Origin of the sequence: Shewanella algidipiscicola (genome assembly GCF_900380485.1) — a bacterium.
GTDB lineage: Bacteria > Pseudomonadota > Gammaproteobacteria > Enterobacterales > Shewanellaceae > Shewanella > Shewanella algidipiscicola.
Genome location: NZ_OXJV01000016.1, coordinates 59,075 through 79,779, shown reverse-complemented (window position 1 = coordinate 79,779; position 20,705 = coordinate 59,075). Strand labels below are relative to the sequence as shown.

19 protein-coding genes are annotated in these 20,705 nt (G+C 51.4%); all 19 read right to left on the bottom strand.

The features are described from left to right. Positions 1-4: 4 nt before the first annotated feature. Positions 5-1,207, bottom strand: a complete 1,203-nt coding sequence (locus DN599_RS10670; protein WP_110457613.1) for a beta-ketoacyl-[acyl-carrier-protein] synthase family protein — start codon at positions 1,205-1,207, stop codon at positions 5-7. A gap of 34 nt (positions 1,208-1,241) precedes the next feature. Further along, on the bottom strand, positions 1,242-1,829 hold the full coding sequence (locus DN599_RS10665; RefSeq protein ID WP_110457612.1) for a DUF3261 domain-containing protein: 588 nt from the start codon (positions 1,827-1,829) through the stop codon (positions 1,242-1,244). Then, complete coding sequence (locus tag DN599_RS10660) at positions 1,826-3,091, bottom strand: NAD(P)/FAD-dependent oxidoreductase (protein ID WP_110457611.1); 1,266 nt, start codon at positions 3,089-3,091, stop codon at positions 1,826-1,828. Before DN599_RS10660 ends, DN599_RS10665 begins: the two co-directional genes overlap by 4 nt. After that, positions 3,088-5,475, bottom strand: a complete 2,388-nt coding sequence (locus DN599_RS10655; protein WP_110457610.1) for an MMPL family transporter — start codon at positions 5,473-5,475, stop codon at positions 3,088-3,090. The genes DN599_RS10660 and DN599_RS10655 overlap by 4 nt, the downstream gene beginning before the upstream one ends. Beyond that, entirely contained in the window at positions 5,472-6,209 is a 738-nt protein-coding gene (locus tag DN599_RS10650) for an outer membrane lipoprotein carrier protein LolA (RefSeq protein WP_110457609.1), read from the bottom strand. Before DN599_RS10650 ends, DN599_RS10655 begins: the two co-directional genes overlap by 4 nt. Positions 6,210-6,211: 2 nt before the next feature. Beyond that, complete coding sequence (locus tag DN599_RS10645; RefSeq protein WP_110457608.1) at positions 6,212-6,643, bottom strand: acyl-CoA thioesterase; 432 nt, start codon at positions 6,641-6,643, stop codon at positions 6,212-6,214. A 12-nt stretch (positions 6,644-6,655) separates the two neighbouring features. Beyond that, positions 6,656-8,203: an HAL/PAL/TAL family ammonia-lyase gene (locus DN599_RS10640; protein WP_110457607.1), complete on the bottom strand. Its 1,548-nt coding sequence runs from the start codon at positions 8,201-8,203 to the stop codon at positions 6,656-6,658. After that, positions 8,204-9,928: a glycosyltransferase family 2 protein gene (locus DN599_RS10635; RefSeq protein WP_110457606.1), complete on the bottom strand. Its 1,725-nt coding sequence runs from the start codon at positions 9,926-9,928 to the stop codon at positions 8,204-8,206. After that, on the bottom strand, positions 9,928-10,299 hold the full coding sequence (locus DN599_RS10630) for an ApeI family dehydratase (RefSeq protein WP_110457605.1): 372 nt from the start codon (positions 10,297-10,299) through the stop codon (positions 9,928-9,930). The genes DN599_RS10635 and DN599_RS10630 overlap by 1 nt, the downstream gene beginning before the upstream one ends. Then, positions 10,292-11,665, bottom strand: a complete 1,374-nt coding sequence (locus tag DN599_RS10625) for an AMP-binding protein (protein WP_110457604.1) — start codon at positions 11,663-11,665, stop codon at positions 10,292-10,294. The genes DN599_RS10630 and DN599_RS10625 overlap by 8 nt, the downstream gene beginning before the upstream one ends. Then, positions 11,662-12,210: a COG4648 family protein gene (locus tag DN599_RS10620; RefSeq protein WP_110457603.1), complete on the bottom strand. Its 549-nt coding sequence runs from the start codon at positions 12,208-12,210 to the stop codon at positions 11,662-11,664. The genes DN599_RS10625 and DN599_RS10620 overlap by 4 nt, the downstream gene beginning before the upstream one ends. After that, positions 12,210-12,458, bottom strand: coding sequence for an acyl carrier protein (locus DN599_RS10615; RefSeq protein ID WP_110457602.1), 249 nt, complete (start codon positions 12,456-12,458; stop codon positions 12,210-12,212). Before DN599_RS10615 ends, DN599_RS10620 begins: the two co-directional genes overlap by 1 nt. Positions 12,459-12,466: 8 nt before the next feature. Beyond that, a complete protein-coding gene (locus tag DN599_RS10610) occupies positions 12,467-12,721 on the bottom strand; it encodes a phosphopantetheine-binding protein (protein WP_110457601.1) in 255 nt (84 codons plus the stop codon). After that, the gene (locus DN599_RS10605) at positions 12,699-13,517 is read right to left on the bottom strand and encodes a lysophospholipid acyltransferase family protein (RefSeq protein ID WP_110457600.1); all 819 of its coding nucleotides are present in this window, start codon (positions 13,515-13,517) and stop codon (positions 12,699-12,701) included. The genes DN599_RS10610 and DN599_RS10605 overlap by 23 nt, the downstream gene beginning before the upstream one ends. Further along, a complete protein-coding gene (locus tag DN599_RS10600) occupies positions 13,510-14,244 on the bottom strand; it encodes a beta-ketoacyl synthase chain length factor (protein ID WP_110457599.1) in 735 nt (244 codons plus the stop codon). Before DN599_RS10600 ends, DN599_RS10605 begins: the two co-directional genes overlap by 8 nt. A gap of 234 nt (positions 14,245-14,478) precedes the next feature. Further along, a complete protein-coding gene (locus tag DN599_RS10595) occupies positions 14,479-15,357 on the bottom strand; it encodes a DUF3014 domain-containing protein (protein ID WP_110457598.1) in 879 nt (292 codons plus the stop codon). Between the two features lie 150 nt (positions 15,358-15,507). Next, a complete protein-coding gene (gene recG, locus DN599_RS10590) occupies positions 15,508-17,583 on the bottom strand; it encodes an ATP-dependent DNA helicase RecG (RefSeq protein ID WP_110457597.1) in 2,076 nt (691 codons plus the stop codon). A 272-nt stretch (positions 17,584-17,855) separates the two neighbouring features. Beyond that, the gene (locus tag DN599_RS10585; RefSeq protein ID WP_110457596.1) at positions 17,856-18,788 is read right to left on the bottom strand and encodes a calcium/sodium antiporter; all 933 of its coding nucleotides are present in this window, start codon (positions 18,786-18,788) and stop codon (positions 17,856-17,858) included. Positions 18,789-18,963: 175 nt separating this feature from the next. After that, a complete protein-coding gene (locus DN599_RS10580) occupies positions 18,964-20,619 on the bottom strand; it encodes an AMP-binding protein (protein ID WP_110457595.1) in 1,656 nt (551 codons plus the stop codon). Positions 20,620-20,705: the final 86 nt, after the last annotated feature.

The following is a 20,705-nucleotide window of genomic DNA, read 5'->3' as shown; positions in this document are numbered from 1 at the left end:
TGGGTTACATCTCGGGGCGGCAAAAAATAACGCTGGCGTTACTGCCACCAAAGGCAAAAGAGTTACTCATGACATAGCGTAGCGCGCACGCTTGGGCATTATCACTGTGAGCGGGCACAAAGCGCAGTGGCGGATTGTTATCGTCCCACTGCTGATCGCCCAACTGCGGCGGTAAGCGCCCACTTGGATTACGGGCTGATAAGAGTAAATAACAGAAGGCCGCCTCGATGGCACCCGCTGCGCCAAGGGCGTGGCCTGTTAAGGGTTTAGTGGAGCTCACCCAAGGTAAGTCATCGGCAAACACTTGGGCTATCGCGCGGCTTTCCATGGCATCATTTTTGATGGTTGCGGTGCCGTGCAGGTTAATATAGTCGATCTGTTTGGCGCTAATATTGGCCTGCTTAAGCGCCATTTCGATAGCGGCGATGGCGCCAAGCCCCTCAGGATGAGGCGCCGACATATGATGGGCGTCGCTCGACTCTCCCACACCAGCAAGCATCACGTCCGCGCGGCCTCTGATTAAGGTAAATAGTGCCGCCCCTTCGCCAATATTGATGCCGTCGCGGTTGGCGCTAAAGGGTTGGCAGTGACCTTTGGAGATAGATTCTAACGAATTGAAGCCATTTAACGTTAGCTTACACAGGCTATCGGCGCCGCCCACAATCACCATATCGCACAGGTTTGCCGCCAATAAGCGTTTAGCACTGGCAAACACCTTGGCGCTGGATGAGCAGGCCGTCGACACAGTATAACAGGGGCCTTTAAGGTTGAAATAGTGCTGTAAAAAGTCGCTGCTATTACCCAATTCCTGTTTGGAGTAGAGGTAATCATCGGGCAGCACGCCGTGCTCGGCGCGATAAGCCAGTGCCTTTTCGCCTTTGGCGATCCCCGAGGTGCTAGTGCCTAAGATAATGCCGATACGATCGGCACCATACTGAGCTTTCGCCTGCGTCACTTGCTGCTCAATCTGCATGGCGGCCACCAAGAGTAATTGATTGTTACGGCAATCGAAGCGCAGCAGCGGGTCAGGGATGGCCGGCAAGGGAGCGGTGACCGCCCCGACCAATATGCGCTGCTCGGGGATCAGATCATCACGCCACATCATCCCTTGGGTATCACCATCTAGCAGGCGTTGTAACACCAGCTCTTGCGTGTGCCCCAGTGGGGTACAAAGACCTAAATGGGTGATTGCTATCTCTGTCATCATGTTGGTTCTTATGGTTTGTGAGAGTGACATTAGGTTACTCAACCGGCCTTATGTGCAGTGTCAGTTCTGCTGGGACAACCGCCAGATCCACCTGAGCTTGCCAAGGTTGTGGCTGACTATAGCGAATATCAATAATGTTGGCCTCGTTGTCGTTAGCATAAAGCCTGCGGCACAGCGGCGCATCACATTTGACTGTAGTCATTGTAGCGCCATGTAAATGGCGATTAACAGTCTCTGTCGGCCAATAAATAAGTTGCAGCAATCCCAGCAGGTATTCGGCTTTAAACTGCTCGCCGAGTATCCGACTTTGCAGGCTGTCGAGTCGCTGACCATCGAAGGTCAAGGTAAATAGCGCCTGCCCCAGTGGCGCGAGGCCGACCAGAGTGAGTTGCTGCGAGCTGAGTTCGAGTTGGCTCAATAATTGGTGCCGATTGCCTGCGATGCTTAAGTCAACCTGCAGGCTTTGGCTACGGAGCGGCTCATTGAGCAGCGGCGCTAAACAGTAGCTGACCTCACTGGCTAGCGGCATACAGGTTTGCCGCTGCAGATGTTGGCTGCATCCGCTAAGGGCAAGGGCGATAAACACGCTTAGCGCAAAACCTAGGTGCTTAACTGCGGTCATTGGCACAGCTCGACAATCATATTGAGTCGCCGCTCAGACTCTGTCACAAAGGGGTTGTTTTCATCCCAAGCGTAGCCAGCTAAGATCGCACTAATCATCTGTTTGATTTTGGGGTTGGGCGACTCATAAAAAATCACGTCTTGAAAACGGCCGTCATACCAAGCCTGCACATAGGTGCGAAAGGTATCGACGCCGCGCATGAGTGGCGTGGCGTACTCGGCTTGCCAATCAACGCTTTCCCCCTCTAGCTGCCTGACGATGCAACGCGTTGCCATCGACGCCGATTGCATGGCGATGGTGACCCCAGATGAAAACACCGGGTCGAGAAACTCCCCCGCGTTGCCTAATAGGGCAAACTTGTCGGTTGCCAGCGTGCTGACGTTGGCCGAATAGCCCGCTAGGCGACCACATTCTCTGACAATCTTAGCCTTGGCCAGTAGCTGTTTTAAGTACGGCTCTTGGTTTACTAAGCGCATCAATATGTTGCTAGTATCAGTCTCTAAGTCGCCCAATAGGTGAGGCTCTGCCACCACGCCCAGTGAGCAGCGGCCATTACTAAAGGGGATCAGCCAGTACCAGATATCTCGATTATCAGGATGCACGCTAATTAAGATTTTATTGCGGTCGAATGGGCGATCGCCCAGCTCAACCTTATCGATATTGTCTTCGATATGGGTAAAAATGGCGGTGCGGCTAGGTAAGCTTGACGGGCGCTCTAACTGTAAGAGGCGCGCTAACACTCGGCCGTAGCCGCTGGCATCGAGCAGGTACTCGGCGCTTATTTTATAGGAGTGCTGGGCGCTATCGACAATGGTGAGCGTCGGCGTCGCCGACAAGTCAACGGCGGCGACGGTGTCGCCATAGCGGATCTCAACCCCTTGCTTAGCGGCTGTATCGGCCAATAATTTATCGAAATGGCCGCGCTCGACTTGATAAGTGGTGCCGGGGCCTGGGGTGAATTTGTTGGTAAAATCAAACATGGTCGAGCGGCCTTGCCAATTAAAGGCGGCGCCATTTTTAAATTGGTAACCCGCCTGATTAACCGCTTCTAGCATGTTGACTTCTTCTAACATCTGCATACAACAAGGCAGTAGACTTTCGCCAATAGAAAAGCGCGGAAAATGTTGTTTTTCAATCACCAAGACTCGCTTACCTTGCTGATGTAGTAGGCTAGCTGCCACGCTTCCTGATGGGCCTGCACCTATGATCACAACATCATAATGGCCTATTTGTGGTGCGTTAGCATGGGTTGAGTCGGTCACTTGTCTGTCCTTGTAAAAGTGTAAATAAGGGGCGCAAGCACGAAGGTGAATGCTATGCCCAATAAGAGTGTTAAGCCGAAATAGTGTATTGCTGGCGTGTGGCTAAATGCCAATAAGCCAAAAGCCATTAAGGTGGAGCAGGCCGACATAAACACCGCCATCATCACCCCTTTACCCTGTTGGGTTTCGGCGAAAAATAGGCTGTAGTCGACCCCGATCCCGAATACCAAAATCAGCGCCAAGGCATGAAATAAGGTCAGTGGTGAGCCTAGCAGCCCAAGCGTTGCTAGGGTCAATAACGCCGCCAATGCAGGCACCGCGGTGACCCATAACGTCAGCTTGATGCCAAATCGCCGTGAGAAAATCAACGAGGCCAGCACCAGCGCCAGTGCCAACAAGGTTAAGGTGAGGCCGCGATATTTGGCCATCACACTGGAGATATCGGCGACTTTATCCACCAGTTCTACCTGAGTGAACGGCGCAATACTCGCCTGCAGCGCCGCCAGATCGGTAATGCCGCCGAGCAATACTATGGCGCCATATTGCGGCGTAGGATCGGTACCGCTTGGGCTTAACCAGAGCGGGGCGAGCGATATGCCAGCGGGTGACGCCAAAAAGGCGTCGGGCTCAATCAGTAAGCTGGCACTGTCTAGGTATTGTTGGCGCAGGCTTGGGGCTAGGCCTAGGTCGAGCCCTAGTCTGCCTAGAACCGCTTCGATGTCTTGATAAATGAGGCCTTGTAGTTGATACGCCTGTTGCTGTTTTTGATGGCTAGGGATATAGCTGGCCAAATTAATCGCATTGCCAATCACGCCTCGCTGCTGCAGCTGCTTGAGCGGCTCAGCAAGTTGCTCGAGTTGTTGTAATAACGGCTGCTCGCCTTGGGCCCTGACCAAGATAAATTGATTATCGGTGCCGCCACTGAGCAACTGACGCAGGCGCTGCTCCTGCTGCACGACCTCAAGCGGGCTCTGTTGTAGGTTACGAATATCATCATCAGTGGTCAGTTGCAGCAGCCCCCACAGACAGAGTAGCGCCATAATTAGCGCCAGTGGCGCTGCCCCTTTAGTGCGCAGGCGGCGGTGCAGCAAGGTTAATCGCGTTAAGTAACCCTGAGCCAATGCCAAGGTGCTCGGCCTTGGTTTAAGTGGGCTATTGGCTAATTTGGGATAGGCCAGCAGTAATGTCAGGTAGGCACCGATTAATCCAGCCGCGCAGAAGATGGCGACCTGTTGCATGCCCGGAAACGGTGTTAAACCAATGCCAAGGTACGCTAGCACTGTGGTCACTATGGCCAAAGATGCCGCCGGAAACACCGCATTGACCGCAGGCGTTGCCGCCTGTTGTTGGCTAAGGCGCTCACAATAAAAATGAAAGCTGTAGTCGATGGCGATCCCAATCAGGCTGGTGCCAAACACTAAGGTGAGTAGGTGTAGCTCGCCAAACACACTCAAGGTGGTCACGCAGGCAAACAGCAAGCTGGTGGCGATCGTTAGGCTGGCTATCACTAATGGGAAAATCGAGCGAAATGCCAACCACACGAGTGTAATTACCCCGATAAGTGAGGCGGCTCCTAAGGTTGAGATCTCCTGTTTGGCTTGGATTGTCGCGGCGCTGGCATGCAACAGTGCCCCCGCTTTCAGCACCTCGATGTCGCCAGTCATGCTTAACTGATTAAGTGAGGCGTCTAAGGCGGCGAGCTGTTGTTGCTGGGCGTTAGGATTAAAAACGCTGCCTACGCCTTTAGCCATCACTATGGCCCCGTAGCGAGTGTTCCCTGACGCCTCTTGTTGGGTACTAAGCAAGATCCCTTGCGCGCTTTGCAGTTGCTGGCTTGGCGCTAAGGCTTGTAGATTAGCGGGGTACAGCAGCAGTGGATCTTGGCTCAGCAGCGCACTATTGGCATAACCAAAGGCATTGTAGAGCTGGGCGAGTGCTTGCTGCTCTAATCTGTCCTGCTGACCTTGGCTGAGCAAGTTACGCTGCTGCTCGGTGAGTAGCTTAAACCTATGGGCAAAGTAAAAGTGATTAAACGCGTTGGCGCTATCTATATTAGCGCTGCTGATGTCGGTAAAACTGTCAGGATGTTGCGCCAATGCCTGCATGAGCCGCTTTGCGGCGCTGATAGCTTGGGCCTGGGTGTCGGCAACTAACCCGATATAGATACGGTCGCTGAGTTGCTGCTCAACCCGGTCAATGGCCGCTTGTGTGAGCGCATCTTGCTGTAATATTGGCAGCATGGCCAAAATATCGCTTTGCAGCTTAGCGCCTTGTTGCAGCTGCACTGCGCCTAAGGCGAGCATAGTCCCCAGTAGCAGCAACCACATACACAGCTTACTGTTGGCCGATAGGCGGTCGAGTTGACGTGCGAGAAGGGCGATCATCGGCGCGCGTCAGGCCGGTTGTCGGCATCATTGTCGGTGGCAAAATTGTCGGTGCCAAATAGCGCCCGTTGCTGGGGCGATAATGGCTGCTCACTTATCTGCTCAAACTCAATGAGGCTACGATCGCCATTGCTATTAAGTAAGGTGAGTGACTTTATCTGGGTTTGCCCCTGCATCACCATTTTGGGCAGCGCTTGCGCTAGCATGGGATCTTTTGGGATCAAACCGAGTTGCCAGCCACTGGCCTCTTGGATGAGATGTAGGCTAAATTGCTGGCTGAGCGGCGCTATGTCGCCACGCAGCAAGGCACTCATCAATAACGGTATGGTGTGGGCTAATGCTTGCGCTTGAGGGTTGTCATCGGCTCGATTGACCTGACGCCGACCGTCACTGTCGATCTGCACCAAGGTGTCTTGGCTCAGCACTAAGGTGCTGGCAAATGGGCGAAGCTGCACCCAAGCTAAACCTAAGTCACTTTGAAATACAAATTCGCCATGGCTGACAAGCGGGCGTTGCAATACGGTTAAGTAGCGATATTGAGTAAATTGCCCTTGAGCCGTGTCGCCGCTGCTGAGCTGCTCGGCCAGTTGCTGCAGGGCGAGCTTATCTGCGGGCGTAGCAAACAAGCTGGTAAAGGTGCTATCGGCAGCAGGACTCGCCTGCTCGGCATAGCTTGACGTGCTGAGGATTAAGCCCAGCAATAGGGCGCAAAGGTAGCGGCTTAAGGTGGCCATGGCTAGTCTCCGCTGCTGTCGAGCAGATGTGCAATCTTGTCGCGAAAACACTCTGGGGTCACAAAGCACAGCTGCTGGTCACGCATGTCGACCGCCGCCTGAATGGTATAGCCTTTGGTCAAGCGCTTGTTGCTGGCGAGGTCGCGGACTTCATAGGTGATTTTAAGGCGGTTTTCCCACTCGACCAGTGACGCGGTGAGCTTCACCTTTTGATCGAAGGTGCTGGGCTGCACGTATTTGATCTGCAGATCCACAATGGGCCAACCATAGCCTGACTCTTGCATCTTGCGATAGCCATAATCAATTTTATCCAGCAGCTGACAGCGGATCACCTCAAAATAGCGCAGGTAGTTACCGTGCCAAGTGATCCCCATGGAGTCGACATCATGGAAGGGGATCAGCATGTCCATTTCGGTTGTCAATATGGCTTTCATCGGCATCATTCCTTAGTGGCACACTTCCCATAACCCTTGCTGTATTTTATCGACCGTTTGGCGTAATACCTGCTCTAGCGGCCGGTCTTCGCTTAAAAAGTCGAAATCCTCGCTCACCTGTTGCAGGGTTTTCGCCACCGATGGGGTCAAGGATGCTTGGCATAACTCTTGTTGGCTGACCCGCAAATGAATGCCTTGAGTCATGGCGAGTAAGGCGGCGGCCGCGACTTGTTCGGTTAACTGTAATACCCGCATGCAGTCTCGCGCGGCAATGGTGCCCATGCTGACCTTATCTTGGTTGTGACACTCGGTCGAGCGTGAAAAGACGCTGGCGGGCATGGTGTTTTTTAGCGCTTCGGCCGTCCAGGCTGACACGCCAATTTGCACCGCTTTAAAGCCATGGTTGATAGCACTGCGATGGCCTGCAGCCCCCGACAAATTGGCGGGTAAACCATTGTTAAATTTGGGGTCCATCACCAAGGCCATCTGGCGATCGATAAGGTCAGCAAGGTTCGCCACTGTGTTTTTCATCGAGTCCATGGCGAAGGCGATATGGCCGCCATAGAAGTGGCCGCCATGGAGAATATGCTCACCTTCTGCGTCGACAATGGGGTTGTCGTTGGCACTGTTGAGTTCGGTCTCAATAAACTGGCGCATAAACGGTAGGGCATCTTGTAGCACGCCAATAATGTGAGGCGCGCAGCGGATAGAGTATCTATCTTGTAAGCGATCAGAGTTGCGTGGATGTTCATGGTGATTCAAATCGGCGCGGATCCAAGCGGCAATTTGGTTTTGCCCTGGGTGTGGCTTGGCGGCAAACAGTATTTCATCGAAATGGTTTGCGTTGCCCTTAAGCGTTAACGAGGCCATGGCAGTAATGCGGCTGGTCAGGCGAGCTAAATACTGAGCTCTGTCGTAGGCAAGGCAAGCCAGTGCCGTCATCACCGCGGTGCCGTTCATCAGGGCGAGCCCCTCTTTGGGGCGTAAGGTGAGCGGCGTGATCGATAGCTGGGCGTACACCTGGGCTGTCGTTTGACGCTTGCCTTGATAAAACACCTCGCGTTCGCCCACCAATACCGCCGCTAAATAGGAGAGCGGGGTGAGGTCGCCACTGGCGCCGACCGAGCCCTCTTGGGGGATAACGGGAACAATATTAAGATTGAGCAAGGTTTCGATGCGCTGCAGCAGCTCATAACTCACCCCTGACTTACCCAGTGCCAACGAGTTGAGCCGGCACGCCATTACCGCGCGGGCCTGCATTTCACTGAAAGTGTCGCCGAGCCCGCAGCCATGAAAGCGTGACAAGTGCAGCGGCAGCTCATGGACCAAGTCCAGCCCCACGGCAACGGTGCAGGAGTCGCCATACCCTGTGGTGACACCATAAACCACGCCCTCTTCGGCCAGTAGGCTGTCGATAAAGCGGGCGCCCTTTTGAATCGACTCTTGGTAGTCTGGCTGGCGGTTGAGTTTGGCTTGAGCGCCTTTGGCAATGGCCACCACCTCTTCTAGTGTCAATGAGCGTTGGCCGAACTCAATGAGGTTTACTGCGGGTTGCGTCATCTATTTATCTGTCCTGTTAGCGGTTGAGGGGCGAGTTACACTCGCCGCGCGCAGGTGCTCGTCATCCTTGCGCCAAAAATCGAAAAAATTAAACCATTGCAGCGGCTCGCGCCGTGCGTGGTATTCAAGTCTGGCGCTGTAGCGGCCAATGGCTTGCTCGAGGCGTTGCATGCGTCCGGCGCGTGGCCCTTTCAAGGTGTCGCTAAAGTGTTCTAAATAGACTCGATAGCGCCCCTGTTCTCGCAAGCAAAACATCAAATAGACCGGGCAGTCGAGTAACCCTGCCAAAATAAAAGGCCCCTGAGGAAATGGCGCGGGTTTACCCATAAAGGGGGCGTAAACCACTCGGCCTTGGCTGCGCGATGAGGTGCGATCGCCTGCGATAACCACCAACTCGCCTTGGGCGATTTTTTCGTGCAGCAGCATGGAGGTGGTGGGGCCCAGTTCGCTCACTTGGATAAGGTTTAGTGCGCTGTCCGGGTTGAGTTGTTTAAGTACCCGATTGAAATTTTCAGCGTTCTCGGTTAGCACCATCACATTGACTTTAATCTTGTGCTGGTGGCTGGATATTGCCCGGCACAGCTCAATGTTACCTAAGTGTGAGGCCAGTAAAACCGCGCCTTTACCCTGTTCAATCTGTTGGTAGAGTAGCGCGCGATTCGCGAAGTCTACTTGGTTTATTTGCAGCCGATTGCACCAGGCATCGATACGATCTAAGGCCGCGTTACCAAAGCTGATGAAGTGTTTTAAGCTATGGCGCCACCCTATCTTGCCCTTGAGTTGGGGATGCTGGGGTTCAACGCGTTTAACTTGCTGTAAAAATTGCAAAGAGGCGGCTCGTGCGCTGCTGCCAGTGAGAAAAAAATAGCCGATCACCGGATACATAATGGCGCGACATAGCCAGTGGCCACCAATCTTATAGCTACTTGCGAGCAGCTTGATGCCCCAGTAACTGCCGCGTTCGCTGATGCGCGACCAGTGTCTGGCTTGTTGTGGCTCAGACTGGCGCAGCAGTCGCTTAGGTAGGCGTTTGAGCATGGTGAAAAACAGTTTGGTATGCAGGGCTGAGATGCGTAGGTTATCGCGTACCCCTTGAAAGTGGCTGCTACCATCTTCTGGATAAATGACCTTGGTAGGTAGGTGCACGATACGTGTGCCTTGCCAGTAGAGTTTGACTAATATCTCGATGTCAAAGTCCATACGCTCGCCTAGCGCCTCGGTTAAAAACAGTCGCTCGGTCGCCGTCAGTGGATAGACGCGAAAGCCACACATGGCATCTTTTATCTCAAAACTTAAGGTCTCGACCCAAACCCAAAAGTGGGTGATATAACGGCCATAGAGGCGGCCTTTAGGCACTGAGTCATCGTATTGCGGCTGGCCAGAAATCACCGCCTCTGGTCGGGCTTTGGCATGTTCGATAAAAGCCGGAATATCGTCTAGATCATGCTGTCCATCGGCATCGACTTGCAAGGCATGGGTAAAACCATCGGCGTAAGCCGCCCTTAGCCCTGTGGTAACTGCGGCTCCCTTGCCTCGATTATAGGGGTGATGCAATAGGGTAACCCAATCATATTGCTCGGCTAATTGGCTTAATAGGTAGCGGGTCTCATCGTTACTGCCATCGTTAACCAGATAGCAGGGCAGAGCCAGCGGCGCTAAACGCTCAAGGGTCTGCTTAATCGCCTGTTGATGGTTGTAATTGGGAATGACTAACGCTAACTGCATCAGGCGCTCTCCTGGAGTTTAGCGCCGCTCAGGGCGATACGACCCGAGCCAAAACGCTTGTCGCCATCGTAATAGCTAAAGGTGAGTTTATGCTTGCTGGCATTGAGGCTGATTTTGAGAAACACCTGGCTGTTAGGCAGTATAAGTTGCTGAAACTTTAATACTTCAAGGCTGTCGACTTGTGCTTCATAGCCAAATTCGTGTGCGCCGAGTTGCACCGCCCAATCTAACTGAGTCACCCCGGGCAATACGGCTTGCTGTGGGAAATGGCCGTCGAAATAGGGCAAGGCTGCCACAATGTCGAGGTGCCATTCGACGCCATCGGTGAGCATGGTCTTACCGATAATGGGCGGTAAACTGGACTTAATCATGGCTAAATAACTCAATTAATCGTTGATTATCACGCTTGCCCTGCGGGGTCAGCTCAAGCACCTCTGGATAGCGCCAACGTCTGGGCAGAGTGACCCGTTCAAACTGAGTCAACAGGTGGGCTTTGAGCAGGTTATTCACCGCCAACTTACCTTCATTGTTGAGCAGTTGTTGCCCTTGACTCGATAGTACGATGGCCGCGCCAAGTTGCACTCGTGGTTGCTCTAATACCATTAACATGGCTTGAGACACCATGGGGTGGCATTCTAGCAACTGCTCCATCTGCACTAAACAGATCCGTTTTTCTTCAATTTTGACGATGCGGTCGAGTCGACCCAACAGATGAAACTCGCTGTCGCTGACAAGATTGACTTTATCGTCACATTTTAACCAGTCGTCATTGTCCAAATAAGGTGATTTGAGCAGCAGCGCGCCATCCATTGCATCTTGCTTAATTTGGTGTGAGGCAAAAATGCGCCAAGGTTGATTGTCGGCGCTTTGACGGCGATATGCGATGCCACCGGTTTCAGTGCTACCGTACACTTCTATGGGCGGTTTGCCATAGCAATGGGCGATTTCTGCTGCCGCTTGGAAATTGAGCGGCCCGCCAGAGCTAAAGACTAAGCTGGGCGAATGCAGCTGTGGCTGATGCTCGAGTGCTTCGGGCAGTCGCGACAGTTGCGCCGGGCTACTGATCAAACATAAGTTAGGAAATAAGCTAGTGTAATAGGTTAGGGTTTCTGGGTATTCCACCAGATCGCTCAGAAAAGGGCGACTGGCGGCGAGCGGCCAGAGAATTTTAAACAAGAGCCCATAAATATGTTGGTGTGACACTGTCGATATCACGCTGCAATGGGGCAGGTGCGCCGCAAATGTTTGCTCCAGTACGCTGACTTCGGCATCGAGCTGGGCTAGGGTCTTGGTGATGGCTTTGGGCTGACCGCTGCTGCCTGAGGTAAAGAGCACCAGTTCACCCAAGGTAGCGTTATCTGCAAGGGACGGCCAGTGAGATTCGGCGCCAGAGTGCTCTTTTTTTAGCGTCAACATCAGTTTACCTTCACACAAGCAACTGTCAGACAAGATGCCGTCAAATTCGTGAGTCAGTTCACTCAAGGTGCCAGCTTGGGTATTGCTAGGTAAGATCAATTGTTTACCCGCAAGCAACCCCGCGCACAACCCTACGGCGAAGAGATCGCTACTGTCACTTGCCAGTAACCAGCGCTTGGCGGGTTGCTCACTTAAGCTGGCATGCAGGGCGGCCACTTGGGCGGTAAATGCACTGCCCGTGACGATGTCGTGGTGATTGAAGCTGATAAGTTGCTGGCTCGAGGGGCCTTGATACAGCCAAGTTTTTAATAGCTCTGTCATGACTTTGTTAACCACAGTGTTCGATATAGCCATTCCCCACCGAGTAGTAGCCCAATAAGCAGATACGCGATGAGACCGTTGTACAGGGTCCAGGTTGCTAAGCTGGTGTAGTGGGCGGTATACCAAGCCACTACGCCGTTAACAATAAATAGCCCGCACCAGAGTTTGGTGACGTTGGCCAAATAGGGGATCGCCGTGTCAGGCAGCTTGGGTTCTTTCAACCTCGCCAGACGCTCTATCATGCTGGGACCGTGTTTTAGCGAATAAGCAAACAGCCCCAACATAGTCAGATTGATCACCACAGGATAGTAGAGTAACCAGTCGTTACGCTTGGCAATAAAACTGCCTGCGGTCAAAGCGATGCCAGCCAATAGTGGCAGGACCATCGCCTTGACACGCTGTTGTTGTACGGCTAAGCGTGCCACCAACAAAAGGCATAGGCTTAACGCAATCACGCCTGGTGGCAAGTAATGTAGCCCAAAATATACCGCTATGGGATAGCCCAATAACAGTAGGGTGCTAATTACTTGTATTATCAGGCGCATTACTGCTTAACGAGTCCTTCGATGGCGGATACGACATCATCGACCGTGCGCACCGCTTTAAACTCATCGGGTTGGATCTTCTTGCCCGTGAGTTGTTGCAGTTTGATCACCAAATCGACCGCATCTATGCTATCGAGATCGAGCTCGTCATATAATGAGGCCTCAGGGGTAATATCTTGCGCTTCAATTTCGAACTCTTCGACCAATATTCTTGTTAGCATGTCGAGGATCTGTTGACGATTTTGCATGTAACCCCCTACGCGCGTTGCGATTCAATAAAGTCGGCTAAGCTGGCCACACTGAAAAAGTGAGCCTTGGTTGCTTCGGAGTTGGCTTCAATTTTTACATCGAACTGTTTCTTTATCGCTAAGCCCAGTTCTAGTGCATCTATTGAGTCTAAGCCTAAGCCCTCACCAAAAAGGGGAGCGTCGGTGTCGATATCATCGATGCTGACGTCTTCAAGATCGAGGCAATCAATGATCAGTTGTTTAATTTCGTTTTGTAAGCTCATAATTAGTATCAAGTTGTTGTTTATAATAGTTTTCAAGATCCCGAGTCAGTTGACGCGCCATCTTGGCTTCGCCGCCTGGGCCAGCATCATACCCGATATGGGCAATGGTTTCGCCTACTTCAACATGCATGCCTATGGTTTGGCGAGGTATTTCATACCAAGGTTGCTGTTTGGTGAGGCCAACGGCATTGGTGCGCAATACAATTGGGATCAGGTCTGTTTTTGTCCGCAGGGCGATATTGGCCGCCCCGCGCGCAAATGGGTTGATGATGGCTCCTTGTTGTGTCCGAGTGCCTTCGGGGAAGATGATTAGGCATGTGCCCTGACGCAACACCGCTTGGCAATCTTTTAAGAGTAGATCAGCACCGCGATTAGGGATATAGCCGGCGCTAGAAAGCACGGCGCGTAACAGGGGATTACGCCACAAGCTTTGCTTAACGATGCAGCCCACATTAGGCATTAGGCTGATAAGCACCACGACATCCACCAGTGTGGGATGGTTGGCGATAATCACTTTGCCCTGAGCGTCATTAAGACGATGCAGATCTTGGCAGGTCACTTTGATTACCCCAGCCCAGGTGAGCAGGGTGACAAAGCCGCCAAACATGATATGGACCGTGTGTTGCACGCGAGCGGCTCGTTGCTGTGGATCGCTTGAGCATATCCTCAGCATAGGAATGACAGTTAAAGACAGCAATAAGCCTCCTAGGCCGAAAGCTACATAACAACTGACGCCCGCTAACCAGCGCGGAATATAGGCCAGTGAGTGCAAATCAGTGCCTGTGTGGTTAGCCATGGGAGAGTTGCCAGATGAAGCGGTTTAAGCGCCCATACAGGGGGTGTTTGCCGGCGATGGCATGGAGCAGTTGGCCATAACTCATGGGCGGCGCATCACGATATTGCTCGGCACTGGGTTGGGTGTGTAATTGCAGCAACGTGGCGGGTGGCGAGTCAGGCGTTGGCAGCGACAATTGCAGCGCGATAGCGATAGGTAATTCAGGTTCATGAATGAACTCTTTATACACATCTGATACCGGCTCATCGCCAAACACCAACAACACATCGCTATTATCTTCACAAAGCTGGCCATAGGCCTCAGTAAGCGCTTGTTCCAGCGTAGTTTCGCTGGCGGCGATAGAGGTTGAAGCAGCGCGGTTATGGGTCAAAATACTAAAGATACCGCTGGCAGTATTGTGCACCGATTGGCTGAAGCCTATGGGGGAAATAGGCTGCTCTTGCACAATATCTTCGAGTAACTCAACGGTACGATTGAGCTCGCCATGACGCGAAGCGAAAATGGTGCGGCATTGAGTTGGGGCATCGCATTGAAATGCCGCATCGAGCAGCATTTTGGTCAGCTTGCTAAAGCGTCGTCGCTGCATCGCAGGAACTTGAGGTAGTGTTGGCGCACTCGCCAGATGATCTTCATCGCAGAGCGAATGAGGCCATTGTTGCCAATCGGCTATCTGTTGGTAGCGTGGTGACCAAGCACCTGACGATTGGATCCTAAAGGTTAACTGCACTGCTTTGCCTCAATCTGCAGCGTACGGCTGCGTTTTCCATAACAAGGGAAGATGGGCTTTAAGCCGCATCAATTGTGCTATTGTACACCGATATGTAGAGAAAAAGCACGGTTTGCGCTATGCAGATGTTGCCTTGTTATAGCGATAATGATGGCAGAAAAAACGAGTTAAAATCCAGCGCTAATCGATAAAAAACCGCCTAAGAAGGCGGTTTAACTCAGGTGTGGACGGTCATTATTCTTGCAGCTGTTTCTTCAGTTTACGCAGCGCAATTTTCACTTTTTTGCTGTTTTCGGGGCCCATACGAATCATCAATTTTTGTGCATTGGGTAATGATTCGAGCTGTGGATCGACAAACTTATAGTTAACGCTAACGCTATTGAGTTCAATGGCTTGCTCAATAATGGGCGCGGCCAGCACCACGTCGATGGCGTCGATCATACGTTCATTGAAGCTACCATGGCTGTAACCGAGTTCATCAAACGCTTGGTTAAGCAGAGGCGTCAGTTGTTCATAGGTAGCGACAAGTTGCTGCTCATCAAGGTTGCTAATAAAGTCGGCGTAGAGATCATAGCGGTGGTAACTGTCTGGATTAAGATAGGTTTTATTACTCATATCCGAGACGGTAAATTGGCTATTAGGCGCCTTAAGTGGGCTGACTTTTCGGGCTAATTCTCCTTGGGCGATATTATCGACGAACACCACAAAGTGTCTGATGATATCTTTTTCAACTAAAATCGGGTCGATTTTCATGCCATTGGCGACGTCGAGAGTTTTGGCTTTCACATAACTATCACTGTCGGCGAGTGTTGGGATGGGCTCAACTTGTGGCGTCGTTACTTGCGCAACTGGCGGCTCAACTACGGGCTCAGGCACAGGTTCGACTTCTGGCTCCGGCAGGTTGGCATCAGTGGGTAACGGCTGCTCGGGGATGATTTCGGGCAAGGTCACTGCTGTAGGTTGTTCTGGCTCTGGTTGAGTTTCTTTGCTGTCAAAGAAATAATAAGCGCCAGCGGCCAGGATCAGCAAAATCACCACAATAGCAATCGTTAGTGCACTGGCACCACCACGTTTTTCTTGTGGGGTGATTCTATCTTCTTGACTGACTTGCATGAGAGTTCCTTGAAAAATAGCTCGTGTTTAAGGAGGGGCCAACACGGCCTATCTCCATTCTGCAAAATTCAGTCAACTTGTCTAGTGAAGTTGACTGAAATAAAAAATATTTAACTTCAACAAAGAATACAATCTAAGTTATAGCACTGGTTAGGCTTGCACATATTGCTGTCTGTTCCCGAGCCAGCGCATGATGATGGCATCGACATTCTCTGGAGCCTGCTGCATCACGTGTTGCGCCAGTTTTTGGATCGCGGGGATTAGGGCTTGATCGCGAATAAGATCGGCGATTTTCATGTTGACTATTCCCGTCTGCTTGGTACCAAGTACCTCCCCTGGTCCGCGTATCTCGAGATCTTTCTGCGCGATAATAAAACCATCATTACTGTCACGTAGTACGCCTAATCGCTTAGTTGCGGTTGCCGACAGCGGAGCCTTATACATGAGGACACAGTGACTGGCTATGGCGCCGCGGCCGACACGGCCCCTGAGTTGATGCAGTTGCGCCAAACCTAGACGCTCGGGGTTTTCGATGATCATTAAGCTGGCATTGGGTACATCGACACCAACCTCAATGACTGTTGTCGCCACGAGCAAATGAATCTTTCCTGCTTTAAAGTCAGCCATAATAGCTTGTTTTTCTGCAGGTTTCATTCGTCCGTGCACTAAACCAATGGATAATTCTGGCAGTTGCTGCTTTAGCTCTTCGGCGCTATCTTCGGCCGCTTGGCACTCTAATACTTCCGACTCTTCAATCAGGGTGCAGACCCAATAGGCCTGGCGATGATGTTGCAATGCGGCTTGGCGGACTCGCTCAATCACCTCTGCTCGTCTGCTATCGGATACCGCCACCGTGGTTACGGGAGTTCTGCCAGGCGGTAGTTCGTCGATAATAGAGGTGTCTAAATCGGCGTAGGCGGTCATGGCTAATGTGCGTGGGATAGGCGTTGCCGTCATAATCAATTGATGAGGATGGAAGCCTTGGTTAATCCCTTTTTCTCGTAGGCCTAATCGCTGATGTACGCCGAATCTGTGTTGCTCATCAATAATGATCAGGGCCAGCTTATTAAATTCGACTTTGTCTTGAAAAATCGCGTGGGTACCGATAACAATGTGAGCCTCACCACTTTTTATCATGTCCAGAGACTGGCTGCGCGCCTTACCTTTGAGCTTGCCCGCTAGCCAACCCACGGTTAATCCCAGTGGCTCAAACCAGGTGGCAAAGTTATTGGCATGTTGCTCTGCCAGTAGTTCGGTGGGCGCCATCATGGCGACCTGATAGCCGCTCTCAATCGCTTGTAGCGCCGCCAATGCGGCGACTAAGGTTTTACCCGATCCCACATCGCCTTGCACTAAGCGCATCATAGGATGTTGCTGGCGTAAATCACTCTTGATCTCTGCCACCACACGTTGCTGGGCTCCAGTTGGGCTAAAGGGTAAGGCGGTTAAAAACGGGTTGACCAGTTGGCCGCTACCTGCGAGCGATACCGCCGCGTCGCGATTACTGCGTTGCCTTAGTTGTAACATACTCAAATTGTGGGCCAGTAGTTCTTCTTGGATCAAGCGTTGCTGCGCCGGATGAGAGCCTTGTTCGAGTGTAAAAGGGTCTGTGCCCGTGGGTGGCCGGTGCAGTAATTTGAGCGCCTCGATGAGCGACATCTGGTTTGGTTGAAGATGGGCTGGTAATAGCTCTTTTAGTGCGCCATGGGCCAATAATGCTAGTGCTTGGTCGGTGAGCTTTATCCAACTGGCCTGTTTAAGCCCCTCTGTAGTCGGATAAATTGGCGTTAAGGTTTCACTCAAGTCCAGGTTACTACCCGAGTGGATCACCTTGTATTCAGGATGAATGATTTCTGGGTGATGTTTGCCGCGTCGCACTTCGCCATAGGCGCGAATCGTGGCGCCATTTTCTAGGCCATTGCGCTGCGCAACAGAGAAATTAAAGAAGCGTAGAGTCATCACGCCGCTGTCGTCGCGTACGGTGCAGGTGAGCATGCGTTTGCGGCCTTGAATAATTTGCGATGAATGAATCGTGGCTTCGATGGTGCCATAGCTGCCGGGGTAAAGCGCGGCTATCGGGTATATTTGCGTGCGATCTTCGTAGCGCAACGGTAGATGAAACAGCAGGTCTTGGACTGTTTTTATGCCGAGCTTTTCTAGCCGCTGCGCCATTTTGGTCGCCACGCCCTTTAGCTCAGTTACAGCCATAAGATCGAGTCTATCCACGCTTTATACCCATTTGATTCATTGAGTCATTTAAACAACTATTGGCTCAATCACTGTAAATATATACATATATTATCAGAGTTTGCTCTGAACGCAATCTTAGTCAAATTGACGTGCTGTGGGCTGCGACAGTCCGAGGGGAAAAAGCACATGTGCGTGGTGAAGCGTGAGAGGGGTGAGGCAAATACAAATAGACCTAGGACTCTTGCCTAGGTCTATTTGTTGAGCTATTGGGTTTGGTGGCCTTGTTTAAGGCTGCTTCATTAGCGGTGTTATCCCATAGCGCTATTAATGAGATAACCCATATAGGCAAGGTAAGCCACTAGCAGTAAGGTCCCTTCGCGGCGGCCAATACGCATACCTGTCCACGCTACGGGCAGTAAGATTAACGCCAGTGCTAACATCATGCTCATGTCGATAATCTGTAATCCACCCGAGGTAATGGGATGGATAAGGGCTGTAATACCTAAAATACCTAATATATTAAAAAGGTTAGAACCAACAACATTGCCAATGGCGATATCGCTTTCGCCTTTACGAGCCGCCACGACTGAGGTGACCAATTCTGGCATGCTAGTACCAATCGCGACTATAGTTAGGCCGATAATGAGCTCGCTAACCCCAAATTGCTGCGCCAGTGTCACTGCGCCATCGACAAAGAGCATACCACCACCGATCAGCATGCTGATCCCAACGGCAATGAGCAGCGTGGCCAACAGTGGATGTGCCAAGCTTGAACCTGGAATATCGCTGGCGCCTTCTCCTCTGCTGCTGATATAGCTAAAGCCTAAATAGGCTACAAGCAGTGTGGTGAGTAGGGCACCATCGAGCAGGCTGACATCGCCATCGTTAATCAAGCCCCAAAACAACAGACTGGCGCCGATCATGATGGGAATATCCCGTTTGATCATTTGCGTCTGTACTTGTATTGGCCGAATAAGGGCCGTGATGCCTAAGATCAAACCAATATTAGCAATGTTAGATCCGATGACATTACCGATTGCAATGCCTGGGTTGCCGGCTAATGCAGATTTAAGGCTTACGGCCAGTTCGGGGGCGCTAGTGCCGAACGCAACAATAGTTAATCCAATGATTAAAGGTGCAATTCCCAACTTTAATGCCACCGAGCTAGCACCGCGTACCAAGGCTTCTGCCCCTGCAGTCAGAATAATAAAACCACCGATAATGGCTAATAAAGTCAACATGTTTACCTCCAATAAACGTTAGGCGGCAAGGATAGGCTTTCGCACTCGGAAGGCAACTAAAATTTAGCACTACCAAGATTAAATTTTATTTAAGATAAGCGGTTAAATTAATAGTAAAAAAGCACGTCTTAGACGTGCTTTTAGGTGTTATACAAATTAATTTATGCCTAAGGGCTTAAAGCTCATCTTCCCAGCGGATTTTACCGCCGCGCAGCCCATCGACTTTGGCACTAAAGCGCTCTTCCAGTACGTGGCGTTTAATCTTGAGTGTCGGTGTGAGGACATCGTTATCTATATCCCATGGCTCACTGACGACTACTATGGCATCGACAGTTTCGTGAGACTCTAGATGCGGATTGACGCTGTCGAGTGTCGCCTTGAGTGAGGAGCGAATCTCCTCTTTAGGTTGCGTTGCTGCGCCCTCAGAAAGCTGAACTAAGGCGATAGGGTGCGGTAAGCCTGAGCCAATAATGCAGATAAGTTCAACGTGAGGATCTTGTGCCAATTTACGTTCAATTGGCACTGGAGCTACATATTTGCCTTTAGAGGTTTTGAAGTTGTCTTTAACACGCCCTGTGATGGTCACATAACCCTCATCATCGATAGCGCATAGATCACCCGTGTGGAAATAGCCTTCGGCATCGAAACTGCTGGCGCTGGTTTCGGGTTGTTTATAATAACCAGTCATTAGGCCTGGGCTTTTAACGAGCAGTTCACCATTGTCGGCTTGTTTTATGCTGCAGCCTTCTACGGCGCGGCCGACGGTGCCAATTTTACTCGCATTGAAAGGGTGGTTAATGATGGAGTAAGCGCTGTTTTCTGTCATGCCCCAGGCTTCGCAAATATCGAGACCAATTTTGTGGTACCAAGTGATCAACGAAGGGGGAATAGGCGCTGATCCCGATCCCAGTAGATGACAGTGTTCAAGCCCTAATCCTTGACGGATTTTCCCTTTAACGATACTGCTAATAATAGGGACTTTTAGTAAAAAATTCAGTTTTTTATAGCCAATTTTGTCGATGATATTCTTTTGAAATAGGCTCCACAGTCTGGGGACAGAGAAGAAAACCGTTGGCCTAGCGCGTTTAACGTCGTCGACAAAACTGTCGAGACTTTCGACGAAGGCGACACAGCTACCAGAATAGAATGAAGAGCCTTCCATCGCCACGCGTTCAGTAATGTGTGCCAGTGGCAGGTATGACAGTAGCCTATCTTCCACATCGGTCTTAAGATCGCGCACCACGGCTTTGCAGGTCCATTCGAAACTGGCAAAGGTTTGTATGGCTCCTTTAGGTTTACCGGTAGAGCCAGAGGTGTAGATGATGGTCATTATTTTATCTGAGGTGATCACCGGTGCGTCAATTAAGGGCTGACCTAATTTGAGTAGGCTGTCCCATTGGTATTGGGCGGGCATAGTGTCGTAGGGCATAGCCATGCGTAAGATATCGCCACCGACGCCGGCTTCTTGATCGGCCCAGTAATCGAGTTTGCCAATAAAGATGGCTTTGGCTTCGCTGTGCTCTAGCACGTAGCGAATGGTATCGGCGTTTGCCGTTGGGTAAATAGGTACGCTGATGTAGCCGCCATGCATTAATGCCAGATCGGTGATGAACCATTCGGCGCAGTTTTTCGATAAGACAGCAACCTTCTCACCTGGCTGCAGGCCGAGGTGACGCAGCGCCCCTGCTATTTGCTGCATTTTTTGCTGCACTTCTCGCCAGCTAAAGTCGGTGTATTTACCGTTGATGGGTTGTCTTAGGTAGGTGCTGTCGCCATAGAGATCGACCCAATGCTGCAACATGTCGACCGGAGATTTAAAGTGTGAGTCCATCTGCAATTCCATAGTTATCCATAGGGTGAAAGTAAGCGCACTGAGTTGTTCTGTTTATATGTGCACGCTAGATGAGTATGGCGAAT